32 protein-coding genes and 1 pseudogene are annotated in these 26,256 nt (G+C 74.0%); 22 read left to right on the forward strand and 11 right to left on the reverse strand.

Annotated features, from left to right (window positions below; translation table 11 throughout):
• Positions 1–107: 107 nt before the first annotated feature.
• Complete coding sequence (locus tag Q2K19_RS13640; RefSeq protein ID WP_200210793.1) at positions 108–821, reverse strand: winged helix-turn-helix transcriptional regulator; 714 nt, start codon at positions 819–821, stop codon at positions 108–110.
• Between the two features lie 252 nt (positions 822–1,073).
• Between Q2K19_RS13640 and Q2K19_RS13645 the strand changes: the two genes are divergently transcribed.
• The 6 genes from Q2K19_RS13645 to Q2K19_RS13665 all read left to right on the forward strand — a co-directional run bounded on the left by Q2K19_RS13645 (position 1,074) and on the right by Q2K19_RS13665 (position 5,610).
• The gene (locus tag Q2K19_RS13645) at positions 1,074–2,123 is read left to right on the forward strand and encodes a hypothetical protein (protein ID WP_302771199.1); all 1,050 of its coding nucleotides are present in this window, start codon (positions 1,074–1,076) and stop codon (positions 2,121–2,123) included.
• A 105-nt stretch (positions 2,124–2,228) separates the two neighbouring features.
• Complete coding sequence (locus tag Q2K19_RS13650; RefSeq protein ID WP_302771200.1) at positions 2,229–3,014, forward strand: LmeA family phospholipid-binding protein; 786 nt, start codon at positions 2,229–2,231, stop codon at positions 3,012–3,014.
• A 122-nt stretch (positions 3,015–3,136) separates the two neighbouring features.
• Positions 3,137–3,214 carry an Ms5788A family Cys-rich leader peptide gene (locus Q2K19_RS33330; RefSeq protein WP_368046146.1) on the forward strand — a complete coding sequence of 26 codons (78 nt, stop codon included), beginning with the start codon at positions 3,137–3,139 and terminating at the stop codon, positions 3,212–3,214.
• A 203-nt stretch (positions 3,215–3,417) separates the two neighbouring features.
• Positions 3,418–4,266: a sulfurtransferase gene (locus Q2K19_RS13655; RefSeq protein ID WP_302771201.1), complete on the forward strand. Its 849-nt coding sequence runs from the start codon at positions 3,418–3,420 to the stop codon at positions 4,264–4,266.
• 2 nt (positions 4,267–4,268) lie between these two features.
• Entirely contained in the window at positions 4,269–4,610 is a 342-nt protein-coding gene (locus Q2K19_RS13660) for a DUF1416 domain-containing protein (RefSeq protein ID WP_302771203.1), read from the forward strand.
• A gap of 136 nt (positions 4,611–4,746) precedes the next feature.
• Complete coding sequence (locus Q2K19_RS13665) at positions 4,747–5,610, forward strand: hypothetical protein (RefSeq protein ID WP_302771204.1); 864 nt, start codon at positions 4,747–4,749, stop codon at positions 5,608–5,610.
• Between the two features lie 9 nt (positions 5,611–5,619).
• On the opposite strand, the gene Q2K19_RS13670 is transcribed toward Q2K19_RS13665, so the two are convergent.
• The 3 genes from Q2K19_RS13670 to Q2K19_RS13680 form a co-directional block, all read right to left on the reverse strand.
• Positions 5,620–7,674, reverse strand: a complete 2,055-nt coding sequence (locus Q2K19_RS13670; RefSeq protein WP_302771205.1) for an amylo-alpha-1,6-glucosidase — start codon at positions 7,672–7,674, stop codon at positions 5,620–5,622.
• Positions 7,671–8,051, reverse strand: coding sequence for an SCP2 sterol-binding domain-containing protein (locus Q2K19_RS13675; RefSeq protein ID WP_302771206.1), 381 nt, complete (start codon positions 8,049–8,051; stop codon positions 7,671–7,673). The genes Q2K19_RS13670 and Q2K19_RS13675 overlap by 4 nt, the downstream gene beginning before the upstream one ends.
• A gap of 84 nt (positions 8,052–8,135) precedes the next feature.
• Complete coding sequence (locus Q2K19_RS13680) at positions 8,136–8,498, reverse strand: DsrE family protein (RefSeq protein WP_302771207.1); 363 nt, start codon at positions 8,496–8,498, stop codon at positions 8,136–8,138.
• Between the two features lie 23 nt (positions 8,499–8,521).
• Here Q2K19_RS13680 and mtfM point away from each other — a divergent pair, with 23 nt between their 5' ends.
• Both mtfM and Q2K19_RS13690 read left to right on the forward strand, forming a co-directional pair.
• A complete protein-coding gene (gene mtfM / locus Q2K19_RS13685; protein ID WP_046570768.1) occupies positions 8,522–8,626 on the forward strand; it encodes a small membrane protein MtfM in 105 nt (34 codons plus the stop codon).
• Positions 8,620–9,210 carry a heme-binding beta-barrel domain-containing protein gene (locus Q2K19_RS13690; protein ID WP_302771208.1) on the forward strand — a complete coding sequence of 197 codons (591 nt, stop codon included), beginning with the start codon at positions 8,620–8,622 and terminating at the stop codon, positions 9,208–9,210. The genes mtfM and Q2K19_RS13690 overlap by 7 nt, the downstream gene beginning before the upstream one ends.
• 87 nt (positions 9,211–9,297) lie before the next feature.
• Here Q2K19_RS13690 and Q2K19_RS13695 read toward each other — a convergent pair whose 3' ends face one another.
• A complete protein-coding gene (locus Q2K19_RS13695; protein WP_302771210.1) occupies positions 9,298–10,161 on the reverse strand; it encodes an aminotransferase class IV in 864 nt (287 codons plus the stop codon).
• A gap of 69 nt (positions 10,162–10,230) precedes the next feature.
• Between Q2K19_RS13695 and Q2K19_RS13700 the strand changes: the two genes are divergently transcribed.
• The 4 genes from Q2K19_RS13700 (at position 10,231) to Q2K19_RS13715 (ending at position 13,768) form a co-directional block, all read left to right on the forward strand.
• On the forward strand, positions 10,231–10,659 hold the full coding sequence (locus Q2K19_RS13700; RefSeq protein WP_302771212.1) for a Fur family transcriptional regulator: 429 nt from the start codon (positions 10,231–10,233) through the stop codon (positions 10,657–10,659).
• Positions 10,656–11,768, forward strand: a complete 1,113-nt coding sequence (gene ygfZ / locus Q2K19_RS13705) for a CAF17-like 4Fe-4S cluster assembly/insertion protein YgfZ (RefSeq protein ID WP_302771214.1) — start codon at positions 10,656–10,658, stop codon at positions 11,766–11,768. The genes Q2K19_RS13700 and ygfZ overlap by 4 nt, the downstream gene beginning before the upstream one ends.
• A 118-nt stretch (positions 11,769–11,886) precedes the next feature.
• A complete protein-coding gene (locus tag Q2K19_RS13710) occupies positions 11,887–12,714 on the forward strand; it encodes a beta-keto acid cleavage family enzyme (protein ID WP_302771216.1) in 828 nt (275 codons plus the stop codon).
• A gap of 94 nt (positions 12,715–12,808) precedes the next feature.
• On the forward strand, positions 12,809–13,768 hold the full coding sequence (locus Q2K19_RS13715) for an asparaginase (RefSeq protein ID WP_302771218.1): 960 nt from the start codon (positions 12,809–12,811) through the stop codon (positions 13,766–13,768).
• A 96-nt stretch (positions 13,769–13,864) separates the two neighbouring features.
• Here Q2K19_RS13715 and Q2K19_RS13720 read toward each other — a convergent pair whose 3' ends face one another.
• A complete protein-coding gene (locus Q2K19_RS13720) occupies positions 13,865–14,662 on the reverse strand; it encodes an alpha/beta fold hydrolase (RefSeq protein WP_302771220.1) in 798 nt (265 codons plus the stop codon).
• Positions 14,663–14,773: 111 nt separating this feature from the next.
• Between Q2K19_RS13720 and Q2K19_RS13725 the strand changes: the two genes are divergently transcribed.
• The 5 genes from Q2K19_RS13725 to Q2K19_RS13745 all read left to right on the forward strand — a co-directional run bounded on the left by Q2K19_RS13725 (position 14,774) and on the right by Q2K19_RS13745 (position 18,028).
• The gene (locus Q2K19_RS13725) at positions 14,774–15,388 is read left to right on the forward strand and encodes a helix-turn-helix domain-containing protein (RefSeq protein WP_302771222.1); all 615 of its coding nucleotides are present in this window, start codon (positions 14,774–14,776) and stop codon (positions 15,386–15,388) included.
• The gene (locus Q2K19_RS13730; RefSeq protein ID WP_302771224.1) at positions 15,385–16,008 is read left to right on the forward strand and encodes a hypothetical protein; all 624 of its coding nucleotides are present in this window, start codon (positions 15,385–15,387) and stop codon (positions 16,006–16,008) included. Before Q2K19_RS13725 ends, Q2K19_RS13730 begins: the two co-directional genes overlap by 4 nt.
• A 72-nt stretch (positions 16,009–16,080) precedes the next feature.
• Positions 16,081–16,395 carry a DUF2516 family protein gene (locus tag Q2K19_RS13735; protein ID WP_302771225.1) on the forward strand — a complete coding sequence of 105 codons (315 nt, stop codon included), beginning with the start codon at positions 16,081–16,083 and terminating at the stop codon, positions 16,393–16,395.
• Complete coding sequence (locus Q2K19_RS13740; protein ID WP_302771227.1) at positions 16,392–17,279, forward strand: alpha/beta fold hydrolase; 888 nt, start codon at positions 16,392–16,394, stop codon at positions 17,277–17,279. The genes Q2K19_RS13735 and Q2K19_RS13740 overlap by 4 nt, the downstream gene beginning before the upstream one ends.
• Before the next feature lie 11 nt (positions 17,280–17,290).
• Positions 17,291–18,028: an alanyl-tRNA editing protein gene (locus Q2K19_RS13745; protein ID WP_302771229.1), complete on the forward strand. Its 738-nt coding sequence runs from the start codon at positions 17,291–17,293 to the stop codon at positions 18,026–18,028.
• A gap of 16 nt (positions 18,029–18,044) precedes the next feature.
• Here Q2K19_RS13745 and Q2K19_RS13750 read toward each other — a convergent pair whose 3' ends face one another.
• A complete protein-coding gene (locus tag Q2K19_RS13750) occupies positions 18,045–18,716 on the reverse strand; it encodes a nucleotidyltransferase domain-containing protein (protein WP_302772476.1) in 672 nt (223 codons plus the stop codon).
• A gap of 76 nt (positions 18,717–18,792) precedes the next feature.
• On the opposite strand from Q2K19_RS13750, the gene Q2K19_RS13755 reads away from it, so the two are divergent.
• Positions 18,793–19,707, forward strand: coding sequence for an SDR family oxidoreductase (locus Q2K19_RS13755; RefSeq protein ID WP_302771231.1), 915 nt, complete (start codon positions 18,793–18,795; stop codon positions 19,705–19,707).
• On the opposite strand, the gene Q2K19_RS13760 is transcribed toward Q2K19_RS13755, so the two are convergent.
• Positions 19,698–20,687: a helix-turn-helix transcriptional regulator gene (locus Q2K19_RS13760; RefSeq protein ID WP_302771233.1), complete on the reverse strand. Its 990-nt coding sequence runs from the start codon at positions 20,685–20,687 to the stop codon at positions 19,698–19,700. The two genes, Q2K19_RS13755 and Q2K19_RS13760, sit on opposite strands and share 10 nt — an antisense overlap.
• 171 nt (positions 20,688–20,858) lie before the next feature.
• On the opposite strand from Q2K19_RS13760, the pseudogene Q2K19_RS13765 reads away from it, so the two are divergent.
• The 3 genes and pseudogenes from Q2K19_RS13765 to Q2K19_RS13775 form a co-directional block, all read left to right on the forward strand.
• A pseudogene (locus Q2K19_RS13765) lies at positions 20,859–21,254 on the forward strand (LuxR C-terminal-related transcriptional regulator); the annotation flags it as partial.
• Positions 21,255–21,278: 24 nt separating this feature from the next.
• The gene (locus Q2K19_RS13770; protein WP_302771235.1) at positions 21,279–22,070 is read left to right on the forward strand and encodes an EI24 domain-containing protein; all 792 of its coding nucleotides are present in this window, start codon (positions 21,279–21,281) and stop codon (positions 22,068–22,070) included.
• Between the two features lies 1 nt (position 22,071).
• Positions 22,072–22,587, forward strand: a complete 516-nt coding sequence (locus tag Q2K19_RS13775; RefSeq protein ID WP_302771237.1) for an O-acetyl-ADP-ribose deacetylase — start codon at positions 22,072–22,074, stop codon at positions 22,585–22,587.
• A 173-nt stretch (positions 22,588–22,760) separates the two neighbouring features.
• On the opposite strand, the gene Q2K19_RS13785 is transcribed toward Q2K19_RS13775, so the two are convergent.
• From Q2K19_RS13785 to Q2K19_RS13795, 3 genes are all read right to left on the reverse strand, one after another.
• Positions 22,761–23,177 carry a RidA family protein gene (locus tag Q2K19_RS13785; protein WP_302771239.1) on the reverse strand — a complete coding sequence of 139 codons (417 nt, stop codon included), beginning with the start codon at positions 23,175–23,177 and terminating at the stop codon, positions 22,761–22,763.
• Between the two features lie 71 nt (positions 23,178–23,248).
• A complete protein-coding gene (locus Q2K19_RS13790) occupies positions 23,249–24,256 on the reverse strand; it encodes a LacI family DNA-binding transcriptional regulator (RefSeq protein ID WP_302771240.1) in 1,008 nt (335 codons plus the stop codon).
• A gap of 15 nt (positions 24,257–24,271) precedes the next feature.
• Positions 24,272–25,027, reverse strand: coding sequence for a maleylpyruvate isomerase family mycothiol-dependent enzyme (locus Q2K19_RS13795; RefSeq protein ID WP_302771242.1), 756 nt, complete (start codon positions 25,025–25,027; stop codon positions 24,272–24,274).
• A gap of 127 nt (positions 25,028–25,154) precedes the next feature.
• On the opposite strand from Q2K19_RS13795, the gene Q2K19_RS13800 reads away from it, so the two are divergent.
• On the forward strand, positions 25,155–26,189 hold the full coding sequence (locus Q2K19_RS13800) for a UDP-N-acetylmuramate dehydrogenase (protein ID WP_302772478.1): 1,035 nt from the start codon (positions 25,155–25,157) through the stop codon (positions 26,187–26,189).
• Positions 26,190–26,256: the final 67 nt, after the last annotated feature.

Consider the following 26,256-nt stretch of genomic DNA (forward strand, 5'->3'; position numbering starts at 1 on the left):
ACCGTCGCCCCCTTTGCGCCCGTCCAGTCCGGCACCGAGAATAGAACCGGCCGATAGGGCGAAAAGGGGCGAATGGTGAAGAGCCCTCCGAAGAGGGAGGGGAGCGCTCAGACCGGCAGCGGGGCGGGCTCCGACTCCGGCAGCGAACGCGACGGCGGCACGACGAACTTGTAGCCGACCTGGCGCACCGTGCCGATCATCGACTCGTACTCCGAGCCGAGCTTGGCGCGCAGCCGCCGGACGTGCACGTCGACGGTGCGGGTGCCGCCGAAGTAGTCGTACCCCCAGACCTCGCGGAGCAGCTGGTCCCGGGTGAACACCCGGCCCGGGTGCTGGGCCAGGAACTTCAGCAGCTCGAACTCCTTGTAGGTGAGATCGAGCGGGCGCCCCTTGAGCTTCGCCGCGTAGGTGTCCGGGTCGATGGTCAGCTCGCCGGCCCGGATCGAGCCGCCGGCGCCGGCCGTCGCGTTGCTCAGCCGGCCGACCGCGAGCCGCAGCCGGGCCTCCACCTCGGCCGGCCCCGCCCCGGCCAGGATGACGTCGTCCACGCCCCAGTCCGCGTTCAGCGCGATCAGGCCGGCCTCGGTGACCACCGCGACCAGCGGGACACCGAGCCCGGTGGCGTGCAGCATCCGGCAGGTGGCGCGGGCCTCGCTCAGCTCGGAGCGGGCGTCCACCAGCACGGCGTCCGGGCTCGGGCCGGAGACCAGCGTGCGCACGTCGCGCGGCGCGGTGCGGACCGAGTGCGGCAGCAGGTCGAGCGCCGGCAGCACCGCCGAGGGTTCACCTGCGCGCGCGGTCACCAGCAGCAGGAGCTCCACACGATCACCTCCGTCCCGGCGGCCCTCCGGCCGCGCGCGACCAGCGGCACTCCTGGCAGGGGTGGCGCTGAGCACTAGCGTGGGTCCCGGCGTCGCTGACGGGCGGGTAACGGCTTGAGCGTAACCGATTGCCCGCCCTTCACCTCCGTGCGCCTTCCTGTTTGTCCGATCTGCCCCCGATCACGGCGCAGGTTTTAACGTTGCCGAAACCGTGACCTCCGCCCGGGCGACCCGGTCTGGCACGATCGGGGCGTGTTTCCCTCGACCTCGCCCGAGACCGGCCGCGACCCGTGGACCGACGACGCGCGCCCGGGGCCGGCCGGCCCCTCCCATGGCTACCCGCCGGGTCCGCGTACCGGTCCGGCCGACGACGGTGGGGAGCGGCCCGAGCGGAAGGGCCCGCGCCGGCTCCGCAAGGGCGGCCCGGGGCGGCGCCCCGACGACGAGACCGACGAGGCGCCCGAGGAGGAGGTGCCGCCGGTCCCGGTCCGCCGCCCGCTGGCCCTCGCCGTGGCCGGCTTCGCCGCGCTGCTGGGCGTCGGCCTGGTGCTCGGCGCGCAGACCGCCGGCCCGGGGCACCGGCTGCCCTTCGCGTTCATCATCTTCGGCGTCCAACTGCTCTTCGTGCTCGCCTGGACGATGGCCATGCGCCCGCCCGCGCTGCTGGTGGTCGCGCTGGTCAGCGCGGGGGCGGCGGCCATCGCCGACGCCGCGGCGGTGCAGTCCGAGATCGCCGGGCTGGCCCCGCTCGGCTACGCGGCGGCCGCGGGCTTCGTGCTCGGCGTGCTCGGCCAACTGGTCCGCCGGGTGGACCGGGTCCGGGTGACCGACTCGCTCGGCGGCACCCTGCTGATCGTGGTCGGCGTGGTCGCCTTCGCCACGCTGATCGTGCTCAGCCGGATCCCGAAGGGCACCCAGGCGATCACCGTCTGCCTCACCGCCACCGGCGTCGCCCTCCTGGCGGCCCGGCTGACCGACGCGATCGCGCCCTGGCCGCGGCTCGCCCCGCAGGTGCCCCGGGGCGCCGCCGGCGTGGTCGCGGGCGCCATGCTCGGCACCCTGACCAGCGCGCTGCTCGGCAGCTACCTGGTCGGCTTCACCCCGACCAGCGCCGCCCTGGTCGGGCTGGTCACGGCGGCCACCGCCGTGCTGGCCGACCTCGCGGTCGGCTATGCGGAGGCAGGTCGGCTGATGGCCGGCGAGCCGCCCACCATGTGGGTCGCCCGGCACATGCAGGGCCCGCTCGGCGGGTTCGCCCTCGCCGCGCCGGCCGCGTACGTCATGTGCGTGCTCTTCCTCTGAGCGCACGGTTGGGGAATCGACGCCTCGGGTAAGTACCGTTGCGCCGGGAGGCGGCCACGAGGTCGCCCCGCCGGACGGTGACCGGCAGCGTGGACAGGAGGCGACGTGGCAGAGGCCTACCCGGCGTACGAGGAGCGGCCCCGGCGGCGTGGCCGGAAGTTGCTGATCGGTTTCGTCGTGCTGCTCCTGGTCCTGGCCGGGCTGCTGGTCGTCGCCGACCGGGTGGCGGTCGGGGTGGCCGAGCGGGCCATCGCCGACCAGGTGAAGCAGCAGGTCGCCAAGCAGGACGCGCAGTCCGCCCCACCCAAGGTCGAGGTGGGCGGCTTCCCGTTCCTCACCCAGGTGCTCGCCGGGAAGTACCAGCACATCTCGATCGTGCTGACCGACGTGCAGGGCAAGGTGCAGGGCGACGCGGTCAGCGTGCCCCGGCTCGACGTGGACGCCCGCGACGTGAAGGCCTCGCTGGACACCCTGCGTTCCGGGCGGGGGGACGTGGTCGCGGAGCGCGTCGACGGTCGCGGCACCGTCACGTACGACAGCCTGGCGAAGCTGCTCGACCGGCCCGGCCTGAAGCTGGCCGAGCAGAACGGCAAGCTGGCGGTCACCGCGCCGGCGGACATCCTCGGCGTGAAACTCACGATCAACGGCACGGCCGACGTGACGGTCGCCAACGGCAAGGTGGCCCTGCGCTTCAACGATCTCAGCGCGGAGGGCCTGCCGAACCTGCCGCTGGCCAAGACGATGCTGGCCAACTACGCCAAGGGCATCTCGATCGACGTGCCCCTGCCGGCGTTGCCGTTCCAGCTCAACGTCCGCAAGGTGGAACCGAAGCCGGAGGGGCTGGTGGTCACCGCCGACGCGAAGAACGTGCCGATCAACTCCGTACGCTGACGGAATCCCTGCTCACGGCCCGGCCACCGGTCGGGCCGTCGGCATCCTCCGGGCCGGTGGGCCGTCCCGGATGCTGGTCGGCCCGGTGGCTTGGTCCGGACGGGCTGGTAGTGTCCCTCCCCATGGGGACGCTCCTCACCAAGCGGCGCGCGGTCGACCTGTGCCGCGTGACCACCTGCCTGTGTCGCCCCGTCATCTGACGGCGGGGCTGTCCTCGGCCGCCTAGGCGGCCACCGGCACGCAGGGTCCGCGTACCCTCCGGTGTCTCCCTTCTCGCCCGGCAGCGGCGCCGTCGCACGTACCCGTGATCCGTTCCTAGTCCTGGGTCCCGCGCGTGGTGCGACAGTCATCAATTTCGATCTCCGCGCGCAGGCTCACCTCCATCCTCACAGGGAGTGATCTGATGAGTCGCGACACCGCACTCGTCTCGGCCGAGTGGGCCGAGAAGAACATCGACGCCGCGGGCGTCGTCTTCGTCGAGGTCGACGAGGACACCTCGGCCTACGACACCGGCCACATCGCCGGCGCCGTCAAGCTCGACTGGCGCACCGACCTGCAGGACCCGGTCCGCCGGGACTTCGTCAACCAGGCGCAGTTCGAGGCGCTGCTCTCCGCGCGCGGCATCGGCAACGACGACACCGTCATCCTCTACGGCGGCAACAACAACTGGTTCGCCGCCTACGCGTACTGGTACTTCAAGCTCTACGGCCACCGCGACGTGAAGCTGCTCGACGGCGGCCGCAAGAAGTGGGAGCTGGACGCGCGCCCGCTGGTCACCGACGCGGTGCAGCGCCCGGCGACGACCTACGTCGCGCAGGAGCCGGACGCCTCGATCCGCGCCTTCCGCGACGAGGTGGTCGCCGCGATCGGCACCAAGAACCTGGTCGACGTGCGCAGCCCCGACGAGTACGCCGGCCGGCTGCTCGCCCCCGCCCACCTGCCGCAGGAGCAGGCCCAGCGGGCCGGCCACGTGCCGACCGCGATCAGCGTGCCGTGGTCCAAGGCGGCCAACGAGGACGGCACCTTCAAGTCCGACGACGAGCTGCGCAAGATCTACGCCGCCGCCGGGCTGGACGACAGCAGGGAGACCATCGCCTACTGCCGGATCGGCGAGCGCTCCTCGCACACCTGGTTCGTGCTCCAGGAGCTGCTCGGCCACCGCAACGTGAAGAACTACGACGGCTCCTGGACCGAGTACGGCTCGCTGGTCGGCGTGCCGGTCGCGCTCGGCGACGAGCCGGGGGAGGCGTGATCATGACTGCTCCCATCGCAGCGGCAGCTGCCACCGCCGCCGGTTGCGCCGCTCCGGACCAGGCCGCCCCGCTGCCGGCCAGCCTGGACCTGGAGAAGGAAACCGTCATCACCGGCCTGGTCAAGGCCGAGTCCGGCGAGACCGTCCCGGGCGCGTACGTCCGGCTGCTCGACTCGACCGGCGAGTTCACCGCCGAGGTGGTGACCTCCCCGGCGGGCCAGTTCCGGTTCTTCGCCGCGCCGGGCTCGTGGACCCTGCGGGCGCTCTCCCGGCACGGCAACGGCGACATCGCCGTCACCGCCGCCCGCGGGATCAACGAGCTGACCGTCACGGTCGCCGACTGACCCACGCTCTGATCGTGGCCCGTCACCCCGTCCGGGGTGGCGGGCCACGGGTCTGTCCGGGCCCCGGCGGAGCGGGTGACGACGGCGGACCCGAGGGGCGGCCGGGCGGGTCGTCGCCGCGTGACACGATGGCCCGGTGAGTGGTGCCGTCCAGACCGGGTACGCCCCGCCGTTCCGTCCCGACCAGCCGGCGTCGGGCCGGCGCTGGCTGCGCTGGCTGGTGGCCGCGACGGTGGCGTGGGCGGTGCTGCTCGCCGGGGTGACCTGGTGGTCGGTGCGGCACGACCCGCCGACCGTGAAGGAGCAGCGCGCGCTGGACCAGGCCGGGCCGGTGGTGGACCGGGCGATCGGCCGGCTGACCGCGGCCGTCGGGCGGGACGGGGTGCCGGCGATCGTGCCGGACCGGATCGAGCGCGGCTGCCGGGTCACGCCGCTGGCGGACGGCGCCGAGCTGATCCGCGGCGTGGAGGTCGTCGTTGCCGGCGACGACGTACGTGATCTGCTCCAGCGGGTGGCCGACCGGCTGCCGGCGGACTGGCGGGCGGGCGTCGCGGCGTCCGCCGGCGGGCCGGTGCTGCGCGCGGACGCCGGCGAGTTCGTCGCGGTCGAGGGCCGCGCCGGCGCGGCCGGCCGGGTGCTGCTCACCGTCGCCACCGGCTGCCGGCCGGTGGGCGCGGGCTACCGGCCTCCGCCGGCCGACGCCGGGGCCGAGACCGCGGAAGCCCGCCGGGCGCTGCGCCGCTGGGGCGGTGCGGCCGGGCCGGTCCAGGTGCTCGTGGCGTCCTGCCCCGACGGCGGTACGGCCCGCACGGCGCGGGCGGAGACGGCCGGCGGGCCGACCGGGTCCCCGCTGTCGGCGGCCTTCGTGGACGCCGCCGACGGCTTCCCGGTGCTGCTTGACTCCGCGGCGGAGTACGCCCTGCGGGGCACCTTCGGGGTGCTGGCCGAGCGGGTCGACGACCGGGTCCGGGTGGCCGTCACCAGCCCCTGCCGGGCCTGAGCCGGCCGGTCAGTGCCCGCGACTTTCGTCGTGCGGGCTTCGGCTGCGGCCCAGCGCGTCCACCCGGCCCCATCGGCCCGGGATGTCGAGCAGCTCCACCCGGCCCATCCCGTCCGGCACCGCGGGGTCGATGATCAGGTGCTCGCCCTGCGGTTCCAGGCCGAGCATCACCCGGAGCAGCAGCAGCGGGGTGCCGGCGGACCAGGCCTGCGGGCTGCACGCGGTCGGATACTGCACCGGGTAGTCGGTGAGTTCGCGCTCGTAGCCGGCGAACGCCTCGGGGAGCCGTCCCTGGAAGTAGCGGGAGGCGCCGAGCATCCCGTCACAGAGCCGGCCGGCCTCCACGCGGAAGCCGTACTTCGAGAGTCCCCACGCGATGATCGAGTTGTCGAACGGCCAGACGGTGCCGACGTGGTAGCCGATCGGGTTGTAGCGGCCCTGGTCGTCGGCGAGGGTCCGCACGCCCCAGCCGGAGAAGAGCCGCGGCCCCAGCAGGTGCCGGGCGACCGCGGGCGCCCGCGCCTCGTCGACGATGCCGCTCCACAGCAGATGCCCGATGTTGGAGGAGAGGGCGTCCACCTGCCGCCCGTCCGGGTCCAGGGCCAGCGCGTAGTACTCCCGGTCCGCGATCCAGAAGTCCCGGTTGAACCGCTCCTTCAGCGCCGCCGCCTCGCGTTCCAGCCGGTCGGCGTACGCGGGGTCGTTCCAGAACGTCCGGGCCAGCCGGGCGCCGCGCAGCTTGGCGTCGTACGCGTACCCCTGGAGTTCACAGGTGGCCCGGGGGAAGGCCGGCAGCCGGCCGTCGGAGAAGGAGATCGAGTCCCAGGAGTCCTTCCAGCACTGGTTCGGCAGGCCGGTCTCCGGGTTGCGGGTCAGGTACGAGACGTAGCCGGTGCCGAGCAGGTCCCCGTACGTGTCGAGCCAGGCCAGCGCCGCCCGGGTCTCGTGCTCCAGCATCCGGACCAGCTTGCCGTCGCCGGTCCACCGCTCGTACTCGTCGAGCAGGATCACGAAGAGCGCGGTGGAGTCGGCCGAGCCGTAGTACGGGGAGTGCGGCTGCTCCTCGAAGCCGGCGGTCTCGCCGTACCGCAGTTCGTGCAGGATCTTGCCCGGCTCCTCGTCCCGGAAGTCGTCCAGTCGGCTGCCCTGCAGGCCGGCCAGCATCAGGATGGTGGGCGGCACCAGCTCGGGCAGGAAGGGCAGCACCTGGAGCGAGGTGAAGATGCTGTCCCGCCCGAAGAGGGTCATGAACCAGGGCAGGCCGGCGGCGAGCAGCCGTACGCCGAGCGCGATCGACTCGTAGCGGAGGGCGGCCAGGTCGTTGAGGCTGCGCCGGTACGCCCCGGCCAGCGGCTCGCAGTCGCAGCCCAGCTTCGGGGCCCGCTCGATCAGCTCGTTCTGCTCGGCGTGGATGTCCGCGACCGAGCGGTGCCCGCCCAGCGGCAGGGTGGCCCGGATGTCCTCGCCCCGGGCGCCGTAGATGACCGTGGCGATGTGCAGCCGGGTGGTCCATTCGCCGTGCGGCCCGACCCGGATCCGGTAGGTCATGCCGCCCTCGTCGATGTCGGCCGGCGTGGTCGTGCTGACGACGGCCTCCCGGTGGAAGCCTTCCCGGCGGTAGGTGAGCCGTAGCTCGTTCTCCCCGACGGTGGGGGTGGTGCGGCCCTTCTTCTGCCGCTGGTGCTTGATCTCGAACAGGTCGGCGAAGTCGGCGCCGATCTCGAGCCGAAGGACGAACTCGACCTCCTGCTCCGCGTGGTTGAGCAGGGTCAGTTCCTCGTCGAAGCTGCCGCCGATCGACCGGCTGCGGATGACCGAGACCTTGGCGTCCAGGTAGTGCGTGGGTTCGCCGGGGACCATGAAGAACCGCGTCCGGTACGACTGCGAGTCGTCGATGGAGAGGGCGTGCAGCCTCTCCCCGTTGAGGGTGAGGATCCAGGTGGAGATGAACCGGGTGTCGAAGGAGAAGAGCCCGGTGGGGAAGTCGAAGGACGGCTCGATGTTGCCGCGGCGGTCGCTGACCAGGAACGTGTTGCCGTCCAGGATGCTGACCCGCTCCTTCATTCCGACCGTCCGACGTGCTCGCGAGCGATCTCCCGGGGGTCACGGGTGCCGGGCGGGTCGGGGAAGAAGCGGCGGAAGAGCAGGAACAGCAGGACGTTGCCGCTGAACGTGGCCTCGTTGCGGAACACCGCCGCCACGCCGGCCTCGCGCCCGTCGGCCAGTTCCTCGAACAGTTTGGCGCTGACCGTGAAGGTGGCGTCGGCCGGGCACCGCTCGCGGGTGACCTGGACGGAGCCGGGGGCCAGCCGCACGTACCAATGTTCGGTCCGGTTACCTTCGGTCAGGTCGACCTGGAGGGTGCCGCTGGCCGGGCCGCGCAGCACCGCCGGGGCACGCACCGGCAGCGACGCGAAGAACTCCTCGATGGCCCCACCCACAGGGGAATCGTAGGCAGCGGTCGGACATGTCGGGCCAATATCGGCGCTCCGCCCAGACCGGACAGGCTGCGCGGTCGGCCCGGGTCAGTAGACCAGGGCCTGGGCGCCCTCGGCCATCGCCTCCTCGACGAAGACCGCGGCGCCGGCGATGCGTACGCCCTGGATGACGTCGTCCTGGCCGATGTCCCGGCGGGCGGCGCACTGGGTGCAGGCGGTCACCTTGCCGGTGGTGAGGATCACGTGCAGCAGTTCGCCGAGCGGCGCGGAGTGCGGCAGCTCGAACTCCTGGGCCCGGCCGGGCAGCGCGAACCAGGTCGACTCCCCGGTCAGCCAGAGCGACACGTCGACGCCGGCGGCGGCGGCGGTGGCGGCGACGGTGAAGGCCTGTGCGCAGCGCTCGGGGGCGTCCGCGCCGGCGGTGGCCTTGACGACGAGAGTGCGGGACATGGGGCCAGCATAGGATGACCGGGATGGTTACCGAGATCGGGTTCGTCAGCCTGCTGGTCGCCGGCCTGGGCGCGCTCGCCGGTGGCCTGGTCTATCTCGCAGTCCGCATTTCGAGAGGTAAGTGGTGAGTGAGAACCCGCTGCAGCCGCCGTGGCTGAACGCGCCGCCGGTCGACCCGTACCCGTACGAGGAGAGCCACGACCTGCGCGTCGGCCCGAAGCTGCACCGGAGCCTGGACGGCCTGCTGCCGTACATCGGGGTGTGGCGCGGGCGGGGTCGGGGCGGATTCCCCACCATCGAGGACTTCGACTTCGCGCAGGAGATCCGGATCAGCCACGACGGCCGGCCCTTCCTGTTCTACGAGTCCCGCGCCTGGATCCTGGACGAGCAGAGCCGCCCGGTCCGCCCGGCCGGTCGTGAGGTGGGCTGGTGGCGTCCGGTGTTGGACGGCGACCGGGTCACCGACGAGCTGGAAGCGCTGATGACCACGCCGACCGGCGTGATGGAGCTGCACATCGGCAAGCGCACGGGCACCCAGATCGAGTTCGCCACCGACGCGGTGGTCCGGACGGCCACCGCCAAGGAGGTCACCTCCGGCGCCCGCCTCTTCGGCATCGTCGAGGGCGCCCTGCTCTACGCCCAGGAGATGGCGGCCATGGGTCAACCCCTCAGCCCGCACCTCTCCGCCCGCCTCACCCGCGTAGCCGGCTGACCTCCCAACCCCGGCCCCACCCGCTGGGCAATGTTGATCAAGAGGTTTGCGGCGGAATCGATCTCCCGGCAGACGCAGACCTCCTGATCAACGCGCGCCGGTGTCGGGCCGGGGGAAGCCGAGGAGGGTGAGTAGGGCCGGGGTCAGGGGCGAGGAGGAGTGGGGGACGCCGTCGAGGGAGCGGACCTGCGCGAGGCCGCGGAGCGACGAGGTGAGCCAGGCGGCGTCCGCCGTTTGCAGCGCCGCCGGGGTGATCAGGCGTTCCTCCGCCGTCAGGCCCAGGTCGCCGGCGTGGTCGAGGAGCCAGCGGGCGGTCACCCCGGGCAGCACCCCGGTCTCCGCCGCCGGCACCGTGCGGAGCGTCGTGCCGGTCAGCCACACCACGTTGGCGCTCGGCGCCTCCAGCACGAACCCGTCGGTGGAGACCCAGAGCACGTCGTCCACGCCGTGGCCGGCCGCCCAGCGGCGGGCGGCGGTGCTCACCCCGTACGAGGTGGACTTCACCCCGGCCGGGAGCCAGCCCAGCCCGGGGCGGGACCGGGCGGCCACCCCGAGCGGCAGGGTGGCCACCGTCACCCCGTCCCGCCGGGCCCGCTTCGCCGCCGCCGGCACCTCGCCCAGCGTGGCGTAGACGGTCGGCGACCCGCCGCCCTCCGGGCCCCGGGTGCAGACCAGCCGCAGCGCCCCCTCCACCTCGGGCGGCCACCCGGCGCGGATGGCGTCGAGCAGCTCGACCAGCGCGTCGGTGGGCGGCAGGTCCAGCTCCACGGCCGCCGCGCCGGCCCGCAGCCGGGCCAGGTGCGCGTCCCGCAGCCAGGGCTCCCCGCCGCGCAGGTGCAGGGTCTCGAAGAGGCCGTCGCCGTGCAACACCCCCCGGTCGTCGCCGCGCAGCACCGCCTCCCCGGCCGGTACGACGCCCCGGCCCAGCACGGCCACCCGCGATGCCACCACGAGCGTCGAGCGTAGTGGCGTACCACCGCGGCGGCCGGTCCGGCGCGGCGGCCGAACTATGATCGGACGGTGTCCGAATCCTCGCTCGCGGAACTGCTCCGCTCCCGTGGGCTGCGGCTGACGGCGCAGCGGCAGCTGGTCCTCCAAGCGGTCCTGGACCTGGGGCACGCCACGCCGGAGCAGGTCCACTCGGCGGTCCGCGAGGTGGCCGCCGGGGTCAACATCACGACCATCTACCGCACGCTGGAGCTGCTGGAACGGCTCGGCCTGGTGACCCACACCCACCTGTCGCACGGCTCGCCGACCTATCACGCGGCGGGCGAGCACCAGCACGTCCACCTGGTCTGCCGGGAGTGCGGCGCGATCGACGAGATCGAGCCCGAGCTGCTCCGCCCGCTGGCCGACCAGTTGGCCGCGCAGCGGGGATTCCAGGTGGACATCGGGCACGTGGCGCTGTTCGGGGTCTGCGGCAGGTGCGAGGACGGGGGAGAGAAATGATCGACATCGCGGGTGCGGTGGCCGCCGAGGCGATCGACGAGGAGACCCGGGACCAGCCCGAGCCGGCCCACCGGGCGGCCGGGGTCGGCCCGGTCGCCGCGCACTACGGCGACCCGATGCGCGAGCAGCGCACGCTCGCCACCGGCGTCGGCCTGGTGGACCGCTCGCACCGGGGCGTGGTGGCGGTGCCGGGCGAGGACCGGATCAGCTGGCTGCACACCCTGACCAGCCAGCACCTCGCCGGGCTGCGCCCCTGGCAGGGCACCGAGCTGCTGGTGCTCTCCCCGCACGGGCACGTCGAGCAGCACGCCATGGTCGCCGAGGACGGCGAGACCACCTGGTTGGACACCGAGCCGGGGATGACCACCGGGCTGCTGTCGTACCTGGAGAAGATGCGGTTCTTCAGCAAGGTCGAGCCGCGCGACGTCACCGCCGACCACGCCCTGCTCTCGCTGGTCGGGCCGGAGGCCACCGGCGCGCTCGACACCCTCGGCGTCACCGGGCTGGCCGCGCCCGACCTGGTCGCGGTGCCGGGCCCGAAGTTCCGCTCCGGCGAGCTGCCACCCCGGCCCGGCGTGGTGTACGACGTGAAGCCGCTGCCGGGCGGCGGGTGGGCCCGGCGGGTGGCGCTCGGCGTGGACCTGCTGGTGCCCCGGGACGCGATGGGCCGGCTGGTGGACGAACTGCGCGGGGCGGGCGTGCCGGTCGCCGGGCTGTGGGCGTACGAGGCGGTCCGGGTGGCCGCCCGGCGGGCCCGGGTCGGGGTGGACACGGACCACCGCACCATCCCGGCCGAGGTGGACCTGATCGCTCCGGCCGTCCACCTGGACAAGGGCTGCTACCGGGGGCAGGAGACGGTGGCCCGGGTGCACAACCTGGGCAAGCCGCCGCGCCGCCTGGTCCTGCTGCACCTGGACGGGGTGACCACCGACCAGCCGCCGGTGGTCGGGACGCCGGTCACCCTCGACGGCCGGGCGGTCGGCTTCGTCGGCACCGCGGTGCACCACCACGAGCTGGGCCAGATCGCCCTGGCCGTGGTCAAGCGCAACGTCGCCGACGACGCCCGGCTGATGGTCGGGGAGACGGCCGCCGCCATCGATCCTGCGTAAGGGATACCGTCGCGACGGCCAGAAGGCGGAAAATTTTCCGTTTTTCGGGGTCGGTGCGCCGGATTCTGTTGGACTCCGCCTGTCGACCGAAGGGGAGTCGGCGGTCTAGGATCCCGGCATGAGCACAGGGACGTTGATCACGGTTGCCCCGACCGGCGCGGAGTCGGCCAAGGCGGAGGTGCCGGCGCTGCCGGTGACCCTCGACGAGTTGCTGCTGACCGCCAAGGAGTGCGAGGCGCTGGGCGCCGCGGTGATCCACGTCCACATCCGCGACGACGAGGCGAAGCCGACCCTCGACCAGGGCCGGCTGCGGGAGACCGTGGTCGCGCTGCGGGAGAGCACCGACCTGATCGTGCAGCTCTCCTCGGGCGGCGCGGTGACCGACCCGGAGGCCGACCGGCTCGCCGTGCTGGACGCCGGTCCGGACATGGCCTCCTGCACGATGGGGACGGTCAACTTCGGCGACGACGTCTTCCTGAACCGCTGGGAGTTCATCGTCGACCTGCACACCCGGATGCAGGACAAGGGCGTCGTCCCCGAGTACGAGATCTTCGAGCTGGGCCACCTCACCGCCCTCCAGCGGCTGCTCGGCAAGTACGGCCTGCCGCACGGCGGGCACGTGCACGTCGACTTCGTGATGGGCGTGCCGGGCGGCATGCCGGGCACCACCGCGACCCTGGTCGCCGCCGAGCAGATGCTGCGCGACCTGCCGGAGGGCACCACCTTCTCGGCCACCGGGATCGGCCGCAGCACCATCCCGGTGATGCTGGCCTCCCTCTCGGCCGGTGGTCACCTCCGGGTCGGCATGGAGGACACGGTCACCTACGCCAAGGGTCGGCCGGTCGAGTCCAACATGCAGCTGGTGGCCCGCGCGGTCGGCTTCGCCCAGCTCGCCCAGCGTCCGCCGCTGACCACCAGCGAGGCTCGGCAGCTGCTCGGCCTGTAAGTCTCGGCCCGCGCGGCACCCCTGTACGCCCGGGGCCGACATCGCTGGTCACCCCGCTGCCGGGCCCGCCGAGCCCGTCGGTACCGTCCACCTCGTGGGAAAGACGTACGAGGGCGGCGTGCCGCTCGCCGAGGTGGTCCGGTCCGGGTTCGTGGAGGGTGTCCACCGTGGTTCGGTGGTGGTGCTCGACGCCACCGGCGCGCCGGTGGCCGGGGCGGGGGACGTCACCTCGCCGATCTTCCCGCGCTCGTCCAACAAGCCGATGCAGGCGATCGGGATGCTCCGGTCCGGGCTGCCGCTGACCGACCCGGCCGACGTGGCGCTGATCTCCGCCAGCCACGCCGGCGAGGAGTTCCACGTGGAGCGGGTCGGCGCCCTGCTGCGCCGGGCCGGCCTCGACGAGGAGGCCCTGCACTGCCCGCCGGACCTGCCGGTCGGCGAGGCGGCCCGGGAGGCCGTGCTGCGGGCCGGGGGCGGGGCGCGGCGGATCCAGATGAACTGCTCCGGCAAGCACACCGGGATGCTGCTGACCTGCCTCGCCGCAGGCTGGCCGCTGAACGGCTACTGGCAGCCCGAGCACCCGCTCCAGCAGCGGCTGAGCGCCGCGATCGAGGAGTGCACCGGGGAGCCCGCGGCGGCGGTGGGGGTGGACGGCTGCGGCGCGCCCGTGCTGGCCGTCTCGCTGACCGGGCTGGCCGGGGCGTATCTGCGGCTGGTCTCCGCTGAGCCGGGCACCGTCGAGCGGACGGTGGCCGACGCCATGCGGACGTACCCGGAGTTGGTCGGCGGCACCCAGGCGGACGACACCCGGCTGATGCGCGGCGTACCCGGGCTGCTGGCGAAGGTGGGCGCGGAGGGCGTCATCGCCGCGGCGGTCCCCGGCGTCGGGGCGGTGGCCCTCAAGATCGACGACGGCGCCGGACGGGCCCGGATGCCGGTGCTGGTCGCGGCGCTGCGCCGGCTCGGCGTCGAGGCCCCGGTGCTGACGGAGTACGAAGACGTGCCGCTGCTCGGCGGCGGCCTCCCGGTGGGTGCGGTTCGCCCGGTCTGGTGACCCGGGCGCCGGTTGCGGTGGTGGCGCCCGCGCGGTCGCGGGCCCCGGTCTCCGTCGCCCGGGTCAGCCGGGCGGACCAGGGCCCGCCGAGTTCGCTCAGGGGAGGAAGTCGAGCAGGGCCGCGTTGACCGGCTCGGGCTTCTCCAGCGGCAGCAGGTGGGCGGCGTCCGGGACGTCCGGCAGGCGGATGCCGTGCGGCGCCTCCGCGGCGATCCGGTCGGCCAGCCGGCGGATGTCCGCGAGATCGTCCGCCCCGGCGCCGGCCAGCACCGGCATCCGCAGCTCGCCCAGCCGCTCGATCGCCGGCGGGTCGAGCTCGCCCACCTCCACCGCGCTGAGGGCCAGCTCGGCGGCGAGCGCGCGGCGGTCCATCTCCTCGGCGAACCGGATCAGCTCCGGGTCGACGTCCGCCGGCTCGCGGGTCGGGCCGACCACCCAGAACCGGACCTCGCCGGCCGCGGTGGCGGTGAAGTCCTCCGGGTCCACGTCGCCGACCAGCTCCTCCCAGAGCTGCTCGGTCTCCTCGGACCACTCGTTGCCGGAGACCGGGGCGCCGAGCAGGGCCAGCGCGGAGACCCGCTCCGGGTACGCCAGCGCGGTGTCCACCGCCACCTTGCCGCCGAACGAGCAACCGACCAGGGCGGCCCGCTCGACGCCCAGGGCGTCCAGCAGCCCGATCACGTCGTCGTGGTGCGCGAAGGCGGCGGGCGGCAGCTCGGAGTCACCGTAGCCGCGCAGGTCGGGAACGATCACGCGGTGCCGGGCGGCGAGCGCGTCGAGCTGTCCACGCCACATCCGCCGGTCCGCGATGCCGGCGTGCAGCAGCACCACCGCGCTGCCGCTGCCGGCCTCGTCGTACGCGAGCTGGGCGCCGTTGACTTCGATCTTGGCCACGGGGGAACGGTACGGACCCGGCACCCGGTATGCAACCGGCCGTTCGTGACCTCGCTAACTCCGGCAAGCATTCTGCTTGCAGCAGCTAGCACCGCGCGCTAGCGTGGAGTCATGGCCACCGGTAAGGACCTTCCCGACGTCGGCGGGTTCATTCGCGATCTGCGCCGCAACGCGAAGATCTCGCTGCGCCAGCTCGCCGAGCAGGCGGGCGTCAGCAACCCGTACCTCAGCCAGATCGAGCGCGGCCTGCGCAAGCCGAGCGCCGAGGTGCTCCAGCAGCTCGCCAGCGCCCTGCGCGTCTCCACCCCGGCCATGTACCTGCGGGCCGGGCTGCTGGACGACAAGGAGGGGCAGGGCGTGCTCGCCGCGATCGCCGTCGACCCCGAGCTGACCATGGCCCAGAAGCAGTCGCTCACCCAGATCTACGAGACGTTCCGCCGGGAGAACGCCCGGCTCGCCGAGGCCACCGCGGCGGCGCAGGCCGCCGCCGAGCCCGCCCCGCCGGCCACCGAGCCGGCGAGCGCGCCGCAGGCCCCGGCCACCGTCACGCCGGCCGCGACCGGCCCCACGACACCGGACGGCACCCCGACCGAGGCGGTCCTCGAGTCGGTCGCCGTCACCGAGGCGGGGGCCGCCCCCGCCCCGACCACCACCGCCCCCCGGAAGAAGACCGCCCGCAGGGTGGTCCGTGAGGCCGCCGGTGCGGCCGAAGAGGAGAAGTCATGACGCAGCCGAAGACCAACCGCATCCCGGCCCCGATCTACGCCGCCGCCGGCGCCGGTGAGCTGGCGCTCCAGCAGCTCCGCAAGCTCCCCACCGTGGTCAGCGACCTCGGCACCCGGGTCGTCGCCGAGTTCGGCGGCAAGGCCGTGGTCACCGGTGTCGAGCTGCGCCAGAAGGCGACCGAGACGCTGAAGACCGCCAACCTGACCGCGACCGGGCTGCGGGAGAAGGCCGGTTCGACCGACCTCGACGTGGACAAGCTCCGCGAGGCCGCGGCCCGCAACGCCGCCGCCGTGCTGGCCGGCGCCCAGGCCGCGCAGGCCCGGGCCCTCGCCACCTACGCTGAGCTGGTTGCCCGCGGTGAGCGGGTCGTCGGTGCCGGCGTGCTGGAGGCCGCCGACACGGTGAACGCCGACATCGAGGCCACCGAGGCCAGCCCGGTCGCGAAGCCGGCCGAGGCGCCGAGCCCGGTCGAGGTGGCCGAGGCCGCCGAGGCGAAGCCGGCCGCCGTGAAGCGGACCCGGGCCACCAAGGCCACCGCCGCGAAGGCCGCCGAGAAGTCCGCCACCCCGTCGGCGAAGCTGCCGAAGACCACCAAGCGGACCCGCCCGTCCGCCGAGTGAGTCGAGCCTGGACCGAGACCCCGGACGGCGTCCTGTCGGACGTTGCCGGGGTCTCGGCATAAGCTTGCCGACATGGCCTACGCCGCGCCGCTGTTCTACCACGACGTCCGCTTCGTGATCGAGCTGATCCTGCTCGTCTTCGCCCTGATCATCGAGGGGGTGGCGCTGGTGCACGCGATCACCCAGCGGTCGGACGCGTTCGCCGCGATCGGCACCCTGCCCAAGGGCGCCTGGATCGCCATCCTCGGGGTCTGCCTGCTTCTCACGCTGCTCGGCTTCGGTGTGCTCAGCCTCTTCGGCCTGATCGGCATCGCGGCCGGCCTGATCTACCTGCTGGACGTCCGGGTCGGGCTGCGCGACCTGCACGACGGCCGAGGCTTCTGGTGAGAAGCTTCCGCTGGCCACCGCCGCCGGACGGCGGCCCGCGCACCTGGGGCCCCGGCCCCGGCGCCCCGCGCACCGGTCGGCCGGCACTGCCCGAGCCGGAGACCGAACTGATCACCACCCCGCACGGGGTACGGCTGGAGCGGCTGGTCACCGGCACCGGCGACCCGGTGACGGTGTTCGCCCACGGGCTGGGCAACGGCATCGCCACCACCCGCCCGTTCGGCAGCGCGGTGACCGGCCGCAAGGTCTTCTTCCAGTTCCGGGGCCACGGCCGCTCCGACTCGCCGCCCGGTCCGTGGACCTATCTGGACCTGGCCCGCGACCTGCGGGCGATCGCGGACCTCGGCGGTGCGAGCCGGGCCTTCGGGGCCAGCCTCGGCGCGGGCGCGCTGTGCCGGCTGCTCGTGGAGAGCCCGGAACGCTTCGACAAGCTGGTCTTCTTCCTCCCCGCCGTGCTGGACACCCCGCGCGGCGAGGTCGCCCGGGCCCGGCTGACCGACCTGCTCGACGCGGTGGCCGACGGCGACGCCTCCGCGCTGGCCGACGTGGTGTCGCTGGAGCTGCCGCCGTCGGTCCGTAACACCCCGGCCGGCTGGGCGTACCTGCGGCAGCGGCTGGACCAGCTGCTCCGGGACGGGCTCGCGCCGGGGCTGGCCAGCCTGCCGGAGCAGGCCCCGCTGCGGGACGCGAAGGCGCTCGCCGCGGTCACCGCGCCGGCGCTGGTGATCGGCTGCGCCGGCGACGACCTGCACCCGGCGGCGGTCGCCGAGCAGTTGGCCGCCGCGCTCCCGCACGCCACCCTGCACGTCTACGACCGGCCGGGCGTGCTCTGGTCGGAACGCGCCGACCTCCGGGAGCGGATCTCGACGTTCCTGAACGGGTAACGTCCCCGGTCATGGGCGTCACACATCACGGCCGTACGCACCGCCTCGACCTCGCCGACCCCACCCTGCGGGAGTGGGAGTGCACGGTGCTGGCGGCCGACCCCGAGCAGGGCATCGTGCTGGACCGGTCGGCCTTCTACCCGGGCGGTGGCGGGCAGCCGCCGGACCACGGGGTGTTGCTCTGGCAGGGGGTGCAGACCCGGATCGTGGGCACCCGCAAGGGCGACGACCTCTGGCTCATCCCGGCCGAGGGTGACCCCGTGCCGCCGGTCGGCACCGCCGTCACCGGCGCGGTCGAGGACGCCCGGCGCACCATGCTGATGCGGACGCACTCCGGGCTGCACGTGCTCTGCGGGGTGGTGTTCCGCGACTTCGGCGCGCTGGTCACCGGCGGCAACATGGAACCCGGCGAGGCCAGGATGGACTTCAACCTTCCCGAGGTGCCGCCGGACTTCAAGTCCCGGATCGAGGAGCTGGTCAACGCCGAGGTGACCGCCGACCGCTCGGTCGCCGTCCGGGTGCTGCCCCGGGCCGAGGCGCTGGCCCTGCCGGACATCATCCGTACCCAGTCGAACCTGATCCCGCCGGACGAGCAGGAGGTGCGGATCGTCGACATCGTCGGGCTGGACGTGCAGGCCGACGGCGGCACCCACGTCGCCTCCACCGCCCAGATCGGCAAGGTCCAGGTGGTCAAGGTGGAGAGCAAGGGCCGGGCCAACCGCCGGGTCCGCGTCCGCCTGGCCGACTGAGGTCAGCAGTGGCGGGTCAACCCGGCAGGTGAGCCGCCCGGACGTCGAGCAGCCAACGTTCCACGGTCTCCTCGTCCGGGCGCTCCGGCAGCGGCGAACGGACCCGGTCGAAGTCCCGCTCCGCCGCCGCCACCAGCGCCTCCGCCTCGGCCAGGGCACCGCCCGCGACCCGCTCGCCGAAGGTCCGGAACCACTCCGGGTCGGCCAGCCGGATCTCCAGCACGCCGGTCTCGTAGAGCACTCGCCCCTGGTGCAGCAGCCGGGCCAGGTGCCGGGCGTGCTTCGCCGACCGGCGCCGGCCACCCTGCGACGAGTCACGGGTGGTCAGCTTCCGGAACTGTTGGGTGGCGTACCCGAGGTAGGCGTCGCGGACCCGGGGCGCGCTGAGGAAGGCCCGGCGGATCTCGATCAGCCGCTCGCCGAACTCGGTCCGGGTCTCGTAGCAGTCGTCGGGCAGCCACATCAGCTCGGTCGCCGTGGGGTTGCCGCTCAGCGCCAGCCGGCAGTACTTCGCACACTCGTGCAGAGTCAGGTCGGGCTCGGTGGTGACCACCGACTCCCGGGGCGGATGCAGGCCGTGGAAGGCCACCGTCGGCGCGGCGAAGACGCCGATCCGGTCCACGTCTGAGCCGGGGCCGGCCAGCCCGTAGGCGACCGAGCCGACGATCCCGGAGAGCAGCAGGTGCATGCCGGCCATGATGGCGGATCCGGATCACCCGGAAAACCGGACTTCGGCTGTCAGGTATCGGTGCCACGGTGGCCACATGACAAAACCGCTGACAGGGAAGATCGCGCTCGTCGCCGGGGCGACCCGGGGCGCCGGCCGGCAGATCGCCGTCCAGCTCGGCGCGGCCGGGGCCACCGTATACGCCACCGGCCGCTCGACCCGGCAGGGCCGCTCCGAGATGGACCGGCCGGAGACCATCGAGGAGACCGCCGAGCTGGTCACCGCGGCCGGCGGCACCGGCATCGCCGTGGCGGTCGACCACCTCGACCCCGACCAGGTACGCCGCCTGGTCGAGCGGATCGACGCCGAACAGGGCCGGCTGGACGTGCTGGTCAACGACGTCTGGGGTGGCGACCCGCTGACCACCTGGGAGAAGCCCGTCTGGGAGCAGCCCCTCGACGCCGGCTTCCACCTGCTCCGGCTGGCCGTGGACACCCACATCATCACCAGCCACTTCGCCCTGCCGCTGCTGATCCGCAACCCGGGCGGCCTGGTCGTCGAGATCGGGGACGGGACCAAGGAGTACAACGACGCCACGTACCGGCTCTCGGTCTTCTACGACCTGGCCAAGGTGTCGGTGAACCGGCTCGCCTTCAGCCAGGCGCACGAGCTGGCGCCGCACGGCGGCACGGCGGTGGCGCTGACCCCGGGCTGGCTCCGCTCGGAGGCGATGCTGGAGCACTTCGGGGTCACCGAGGCCAACTGGCGCGACGGCGCGGCGAAGGACCCGCACTTCGTCATGTCGGAGACGCCGGCCTTCGTCGGGCGCGCGGTGGCCGCCCTGGCCGCCGACCCGGACCGGGCCCGCTGGACCGGGAAGTCCGTGGACAGCGGCGGGCTGGCCCAGGTGTACGGCTTCACCGACCTCGACGGCACCCGCCCGAACTGGGCGCGGTACCACGAGGAGGTGGTCAAGCCCGGGAAGCCGGCGGGCGACACCGGTTACCGCTGAGCCTCCGACCCCACGTCGTAGAGCGCCGCCGAGCGACGGGCCGCCTCGGCGAAGCGCGCCCGCAGCTCGGGCGGGTCGAGCACCTCCACCTCCGGGCCGAGCCCGAGCAGCACGGTGTACGCCACCGGCACGGACTCGACGGGCAGGTGGGTCACCACCCACCCCTGCCCGTCGGGTTCGCCGGCGCGGGCCACCGCCTCCACGTACGCGAAGGGGGCCTCCGCCACGTGCCGCAGCGCGCGCAGGCCGGCGGGGCTGAGCCGGACGGTGACCTCGGCCCGCAGCATGCTCCGCAGGAACGCCTCCGCCTGCTGCCGCCAGTACGCCCCGAGGTCGAAGCCCTCGTCCCGGGCGAAGGTCTCGTCGCCCGCCGCCACGCCGATCACCCGGTCCACCCGGTACGTCCGGTACCCGTCGCCGACCCGGCCGACCAGGTACCAGACGCCGCTCTTCAGCACCAGCCCGTACGGCTCGACCGTGCGGGTCACCTCCCGGTCGCCGCGCCGGTAGCGGAGCCCGACCACCCGGTCCCGCCAGACGGCCTGGGCCAGCTCGGCCAGCCACGCCGGCGGCGCCGACTCCCGGAACCAGCCGGGCACGTCCAGGTGGAACCGCTGCCCGGTCCGGGCGGGCGCGTCCCGCAGGCTCGGTGGCAGCGCGGCGAGCACCTTGAGCTCGGCGGCGGCGACCGCGTCGGCCAACCCCATGTCGCCGGCCGGCCCCGGGAGCCCGGCCAGGAAGAGCGCCTCCGCCTCGTCCCGGGTCAACCCGGTCAGCCGGGTCCGGTAGCCGCCGAGCAGGCGGTAGCCGCCGGCCCGGCCCCGGTCCGCGTAGACCGGCACCCCGGCCGCGGAGAGCGCCAGCACGTCCCGGTAGACGGTGCGTTCGGAGACCTCCAGCTCTCGGGCCAGCTCGGCGGCGGTCATCGTCTCCCGCGACTGGAGCAGCAGGACCAACGAGATCAGCCGGGACGCGCGCACCCGACCATCCTGCCGCGCGCCGGCCACGGTAGGGCTGTCCCCACCCCGCAGATACGGGGCGACCGTGTGTCGCCCGGGCCGCCCGGTGACGAGGCTGAGGACATGCGAATTCACGGAGCGGGGCGGCCGGTCGTCGAACTGGTCGATGTGGTGCGGAGATACGGCGGCGGCCAGTACGTCGAGCGGGCGTACGCCGCCGACCTGCTGGCCGACGGCCGGGGCGGAGTGGGTTACCTGCTCAAGGACCGGGTGACCGCGCTCGACGACTTCCTGGACGCGGTGGACCGGGTGGCGGCCGGCGGAACGGTGATGGACCCGGAGGTGGTGCGGCAGCTCTTCACCCGCAACAGCCGGCGTTCCGGCGTGGACGCGCTCACCCCGCGCGAACGCGAGGTGCTGGGGCTGATGGCGCAGGGCATGTCGAACTCGGCGATCTGCGCGGCGTTGGTGCTCGCCCCGGTGAGCGTGGAGAAGCACATCACCAACATCTTCGCCAAGCTCGACCTGCCGCCCGCCGACGACGCGCACCGCCGGGTACGCGCCGTGCTCGCCTACCTGAACGGCTGATCCGCCCGACTAGGCTGTCCGCTCGTGGACGTACCCCGCCTCGCCGCGCCGGTGACCGGCGCCGCCACCCGTTTCCTCTCCGGCGCCGGCCTGCTGCTACGCGGCCTCGGCCTGTACGTCCGCAGCCCCGGGCTGATGCTGCTCGGGATCGTGCCGGCGCTGATCTCCGGCGCGCTCTTCGTCGCCGCGTTCGCCACCCTGCTGTACTTCGTGGACGACCTGGCCGCGCTGGTCACCCCGTTCGCCGACGACTGGTCGGCGACCTGGCGGGCACTGGTCCGGGTGGTTGCCGGGCTGGCCGTCGTCGGGCTGGCCGGGCTGCTCGGGGTGCTCACCTTCACCGCGGTCACCCTGGCCATCGGCGACCCGTTCTACGAGAAGATCTCCGAGCGGGTGGAGGACCGGCTCGGCGGCACCCCGGGCGCCGTCGAGGTGCCGTTCTGGGCCTCGCTGCGGCGCAGCATCCGCGACTCGCTGCGGCTGGTGGCCCTCTCCGCGCTGGTCGGCGTACCCCTCTTCGCGGCCGGCTTCATCCCGGTGGTCGGTCAGACGGTCGTCCCGGTGATCGGCGCGGTGGTGGGTGGCTGGTTCCTCGCCCTCGAGCTGGTCGGCGCCCCCTTCTACCGGCGTGGCATGCGGCTGCCGGAGCGGCGGTCGATACTCAAGGCGGATCGGCCGACCACCCTGGGCTTCGGGACCGCGGTCTTCGTCTGCTTCCTGATCCCGCTCGGCGCGGTGCTGGTCATGCCGGCGGCCGTCGCCGGCGCCACGCTGCTGGCCCGCCGGTCGCTCGGGCAGTCCATCGAGGAGGGCTGACATGGAGATCATGCTGGTCGAGGGGGACATCACCGCCCAGCCCGTCGACGCGATCGTCAACGCGGCGAATTCCTCGCTGCTGGGCGGCGGGGGAGTGGACGGCGCGATCCACCGCAAGGGCGGCCCGGCGATCCTGGAGGCGTGCCGATCGCTGCGCGCCACCCGCTACCCGGACGGCCTGGGGGCGGGCCAGGCGGCCGCCACGGTCGCCGGTCGGCTGCCGGCCCGCTGGGTCATCCACACCGTGGGGCCGGTCTTCTCGGCGGCGGAGGACCGGTCGGCGCTGCTGCGCGGCTGCTACGCGAACAGCCTGGCGGTCGCCGACCAGCTGGGGGCGGTGGCGGTCGCCTTCCCGCTGATCTCGGCCGGCGTCTACGGCTGGCCGGTCGACGACGCGGTCCGCCAGGCGCTCGCCGTGCTGCGCGGCGCCACGCCGACGCACGTCACCGAGGCCCGGCTGGTGCTCTTCGGCGCCGAGACGTACGAGGTCGCCGCGCGGGTCGCCGCGGCGGGCTGAGCCTCGTTCAACGGCCGGAGTCGGGTGAGCTCGCGCAGGCAGGACCACTGGGTGGCGACCGGGCGGTAGCCGAGCCGGGTGCCCTCGACGCCGTGCACCAGATACGGGTGGACCAGCGCGCGCAGCGCCACCACGGCGGGCGCGTCCGCGGGGCGGGCCGGACGGACGGCCACTCAGCTCACCTCCGCCCGGACCGCGGCGACCGCCTCGACCTCGACGAGCTGGTCGGGGTAGCCGAGCACGGCCACCCCCAGCAGGGTGCTGGGCGCATCGTGGTCCCCGAACGCGTCCCGGACCACCTGCCAGACGGCCACCAGGTCGGCGCGGTCACCGCTGGCCACGTACACCGTGGTCTTGACGACGTCGGTGAGCCGGGCCCCGGCGGCGGCCAGGGCCACCGCCAGGTTGGCCATCACCTGCCGGGCCTGGGCGACGGGGTCGCCGGGCGCGACCGTCCGCCCCTCGGCGTCCAGCGGGCAGGCGCCGGCGGCGAAGACCAGCCGGGCCGGCGGGGCGACCTCGGCCGCGTACGCGTACTCGGCGACGTCGGAGAGCTGGGGCGCCCGGATCAGGCGCACGATGCCGGTCACCGGGCGACCGTAGCGCCCGGGCCATGTCGTCGCGACCGGTTAACCGCCCCGGCCGCGGCCGGCGCCGACGCTCAGGCGGAGTCGCGGATCACCAGCTCGGTCGGCAGCATCAGCGCCAGCTCGACCGCCTCGCCCGCGGCGATCCGCAGCAGCTGCCGGGTCATCGCCCGACCCAGCTCCACTATCGGCTGCCGGATCGTGGTCAGCGGGGGCTCGGTGTACGCCGCCGTCTCGATGTCGTCGAACCCGACCACCGCGACGTCGGCCGGCACCCGCCGCCCCGCCTCGCGGAGGGTGCGCAGGGCAGCGTGCGCCATCAGGTCGGACGCGGCGAAGACCGCGTCCAGGTCCGGGTGCGCGGCGAGCAGTTGCCGCATCGCCGCGGTGCCCGACTCCCGGGTGAAGTCGCCGTACGCCACCAGCTCCGGCAGCCCGGCCTCGGCGACGGTGTTCCGGTAGCCCTGCAGCCGCTCGATGCCGGCGACCATGTCCTGCGGCCCGGCGATGGTGGCGATCCGCCGCCGGCCGCTTTCGATCAGGTACCGCACCGCCCTGGCCACCCCGCCGACGTGGTCGATGTCGACGTACGGCACCTCAACGCCGTCCAGCGGCCGGCCGCTGCACACCACTGGGATGCCCAGCCGGGCCAGCTTGCCGGGGAGCGGATCCGCGCCGTGCAGCGAGGCGAAGAGCACCCCGTCCACGTGCCGGCCGGTGGTGTACCGCTCGACCCGTTCGTGGCCGGCCGGCGAGCCGGCCAGCATCAGCACGAGCTGCTTGTCCGCCGCCTCCAGCTCCTGCGCCGCGCCCCGGATGATGCCCGGGAAGACCTGGTCGTCGGAGAAGACCCGGGTGGCCGCCTCGGGCAGGACCAGGGCCACCGAGTCGGTGCGCTGGGTGACCAGGCTGCGGGCGGCGAGGTTCGGGACGTACCCCAGCTCCTCGACCGCCCGGCGGACCGCCTGCTGGATCGGTGCCGCCACGGTGGTGGCGCCGTTGACCACCCGGGAGACCGTGGCCCGGGACACTCCCGCCCGCCGGGCCACCGCCTCCAGGGTCGGTCGCTGTGCCGTCGTCATCCCCGTTCCCACCGGTCAGCCCACCCGCAGCCCGTCCAGCAGGCTGCGGTCGCCGGCCACCCCGAGGGCGTCGAAGCTGATCCGGCCCATGGCCGCCAGCAGGAGGTCGCTGGCGGTGCCGGTGACCTGCACCCGGGCCCGGTGGTCGTCGTGGTCGAGGATGGTCGCGGTGTCCAGCAGGGCCACCCCCTCGCCGCGCAGCCGCAGGTACCACTGCTGGGCCGCGTCGGTCGCGGTCAACTGCACCACCCCGTGCCACTGACCCGGCGCGATCCGGCGCCCCGCCGGCAGCCAGGTGTCCAGCACCTCGCTCACCCCGTCGGCCGCGAGCTTGGCCTCGATCGGCTCCCCGGCGCCGATCGCGAGCTGGGCGTCCCAGCGGTGCACCGCCGTCTCGTGGGCCATCCGGCGCGGCCAGAACCCCGCCTTCTTCGGCTGCGGCGCGAAGTTCCACGCCGGGGCCTCCGGGTCCAGCCCCTCGAACAGCGTCATCAGCCGGTCGTGCTCGCGGCGGAACGACTCGACGGGGGTGAGGTCGGCCGCCGGCTCCGGGTCGTGCCGCTCCGGCCGGGTGGCGGTCCCGGCGGTCACCACCGTGCGGGCCCAGACGTAGACCCGGGTGAGGTGACGGGCGAGGTCGGAGACCGTCCAGCCGGGACACGAGAGCACCGGAGTCTCCGGGGGTGCCTCAGCGACGGCCGCGGCGAAGGCGGGGCCCTCCGTCCGCAGCGCGCCGATCCAGAAGTCCTTCGTGCCGTGCAGTCTGCTCATCGCAATCCTCCCGGGGGTGACCGGGCCACCAGTGGGTGCCGCGGCTACCCCTCAGCCTAGGGTGAAGGGCGTGTCAGACGTCTACGCCGAACCGGCGACCGGAGCCGACCCGACCGACCCGGCCACCCTGGCGCGCTACACCACGCTCCGCCTCGGTGGCCCCGCCGGCCGACTGGAGACCGCCACCAGCGCCGAGGAAATCGTACAGAAGGTGCAGGAAGCGGAATCGCGGGACGAAGCGGTCCTCGTCCTCGCTGGCGGCAGCAACGTGGTGATCGGTGACCAGGGCTTCCCCGGCACCGTCGTGCTGATCCGCTCCCGGGGCTACCGGGTGGTCGCGGAGGACGCCGGCACCGTCACCGTACGTGTCGAGGCGGGTGAGCCCTGGGACGATCTGGTGGCCGCCACCGTCGCGCAGGGCTGGTCGGGGCTGGAGTGCCTCTCCGGCGTCCCCGGCTCGGCCGGCGCCACCCCCATCCAGAACGTCGGGGCGTACGGCCAGGAGGTGGCCGAGACGATCACCGCCGTGCAGGCGTACGACCGCACCCAGCGGAAGGTGGTCCTGGTCGCCGCCGCCGACTGCGGGTTCGCCTACCGGGGCAGCATCTTCAAGTACAGCGACCGGTGGGTGGTGCTCTCGGTCGACTTCCGGCTCACCCGCTCCCCGCTCTCCGCTCCGGTGCGCTACGCCGAGCTGGGCCGCGCGCTCGGCGTCGAGGTGGGCGACCGGGTGCCGCTGGCCGACGCCCGGGCCGCCGTGCTGCGGCTGCGCGCCGGCAAGGGCATGGTGCTCGACGCGGACGACCCGGACACCTGGTCGGTGGGCTCGTTCTTCACCAACCCGGTGCTCGAGCGAGAGGCGTACGAGGTGCTCCGGGAACGGGCGGCCGACCTCGGTGAGCCGCCCTCCTGGCCCTGCCCGGGGGACCGGGTCAAGCTCAGCGCCGCCTGGCTGATCGACAAGGCCGGCTTCGGCAAGGGCTACGCCGGCCCGGAGGGCGTGGCGATCTCCAGCAAGCACACCCTCGCCCTGACCAACCGCAGCGGCACGGCCCGTACCGCCGACCTGGTCGCCCTGGCCCGGGAGATCCGCGACGGCGTCCACGACCGCTTCGCCGTCACCCTCCACCCCGAACCCGTCCTCATCAACTGCGTCATCTGACCCACCCTCCCTTTCGCCCCGTTGATCGTGAAGTTGGCGGCGACAAATCGGGCAGAACGCGCGGCCG

The organism is Micromonospora sp. NBRC 110009, assembly GCF_030518795.1.
Classification (GTDB): domain Bacteria; phylum Actinomycetota; class Actinomycetes; order Mycobacteriales; family Micromonosporaceae; genus Micromonospora.

Excerpts from the sequence above, each read along its gene's own strand:
- Q2K19_RS13730 (WP_302771224.1), top strand. The coding sequence starts at position 15,385 with ATGACGCAGCCGAAGACCAACCGCATCCCGGCCCCGATCTACGCCGCC.
- Q2K19_RS13680 (WP_302771207.1), bottom strand. The coding sequence starts at position 8,498 with ATGTCCCGCACTCTCGTCGTCAAGGCCACCGCCGGCGCGGACGCCCCC.
- Q2K19_RS13745 (WP_302771229.1), top strand. The coding sequence starts at position 17,291 with ATGGGCGTCACACATCACGGCCGTACGCACCGCCTCGACCTCGCCGAC.
- Q2K19_RS13775 (WP_302771237.1), top strand. The coding sequence starts at position 22,072 with ATGGAGATCATGCTGGTCGAGGGGGACATCACCGCCCAGCCCGTCGAC.
- ygfZ (WP_302771214.1), top strand. The coding sequence starts at position 10,656 with ATGATCGACATCGCGGGTGCGGTGGCCGCCGAGGCGATCGACGAGGAG.
- Q2K19_RS13755 (WP_302771231.1), top strand. The coding sequence starts at position 18,793 with ATGACAAAACCGCTGACAGGGAAGATCGCGCTCGTCGCCGGGGCGACC.
- Q2K19_RS13660 (WP_302771203.1), top strand. The coding sequence starts at position 4,269 with ATGACTGCTCCCATCGCAGCGGCAGCTGCCACCGCCGCCGGTTGCGCC.
- Q2K19_RS13790 (WP_302771240.1), bottom strand. The coding sequence starts at position 24,256 with ATGACGACGGCACAGCGACCGACCCTGGAGGCGGTGGCCCGGCGGGCG.
- Q2K19_RS13735 (WP_302771225.1), top strand. The coding sequence starts at position 16,081 with ATGGCCTACGCCGCGCCGCTGTTCTACCACGACGTCCGCTTCGTGATC.
- Q2K19_RS13795 (WP_302771242.1), bottom strand. The coding sequence starts at position 25,027 with ATGAGCAGACTGCACGGCACGAAGGACTTCTGGATCGGCGCGCTGCGG.
- Q2K19_RS33330 (WP_368046146.1), top strand. The coding sequence starts at position 3,137 with ATGGGGACGCTCCTCACCAAGCGGCGCGCGGTCGACCTGTGCCGCGTG.
- Q2K19_RS13710 (WP_302771216.1), top strand. The coding sequence starts at position 11,887 with ATGAGCACAGGGACGTTGATCACGGTTGCCCCGACCGGCGCGGAGTCG.
- mtfM (WP_046570768.1), top strand. The coding sequence starts at position 8,522 with ATGGTTACCGAGATCGGGTTCGTCAGCCTGCTGGTCGCCGGCCTGGGC.
- Q2K19_RS13725 (WP_302771222.1), top strand. The coding sequence starts at position 14,774 with ATGGCCACCGGTAAGGACCTTCCCGACGTCGGCGGGTTCATTCGCGAT.
- Q2K19_RS13670 (WP_302771205.1), bottom strand. The coding sequence starts at position 7,674 with ATGAAGGAGCGGGTCAGCATCCTGGACGGCAACACGTTCCTGGTCAGC.
- Q2K19_RS13655 (WP_302771201.1), top strand. The coding sequence starts at position 3,418 with ATGAGTCGCGACACCGCACTCGTCTCGGCCGAGTGGGCCGAGAAGAAC.
- Q2K19_RS13750 (WP_302772476.1), bottom strand. The coding sequence starts at position 18,716 with ATGCACCTGCTGCTCTCCGGGATCGTCGGCTCGGTCGCCTACGGGCTG.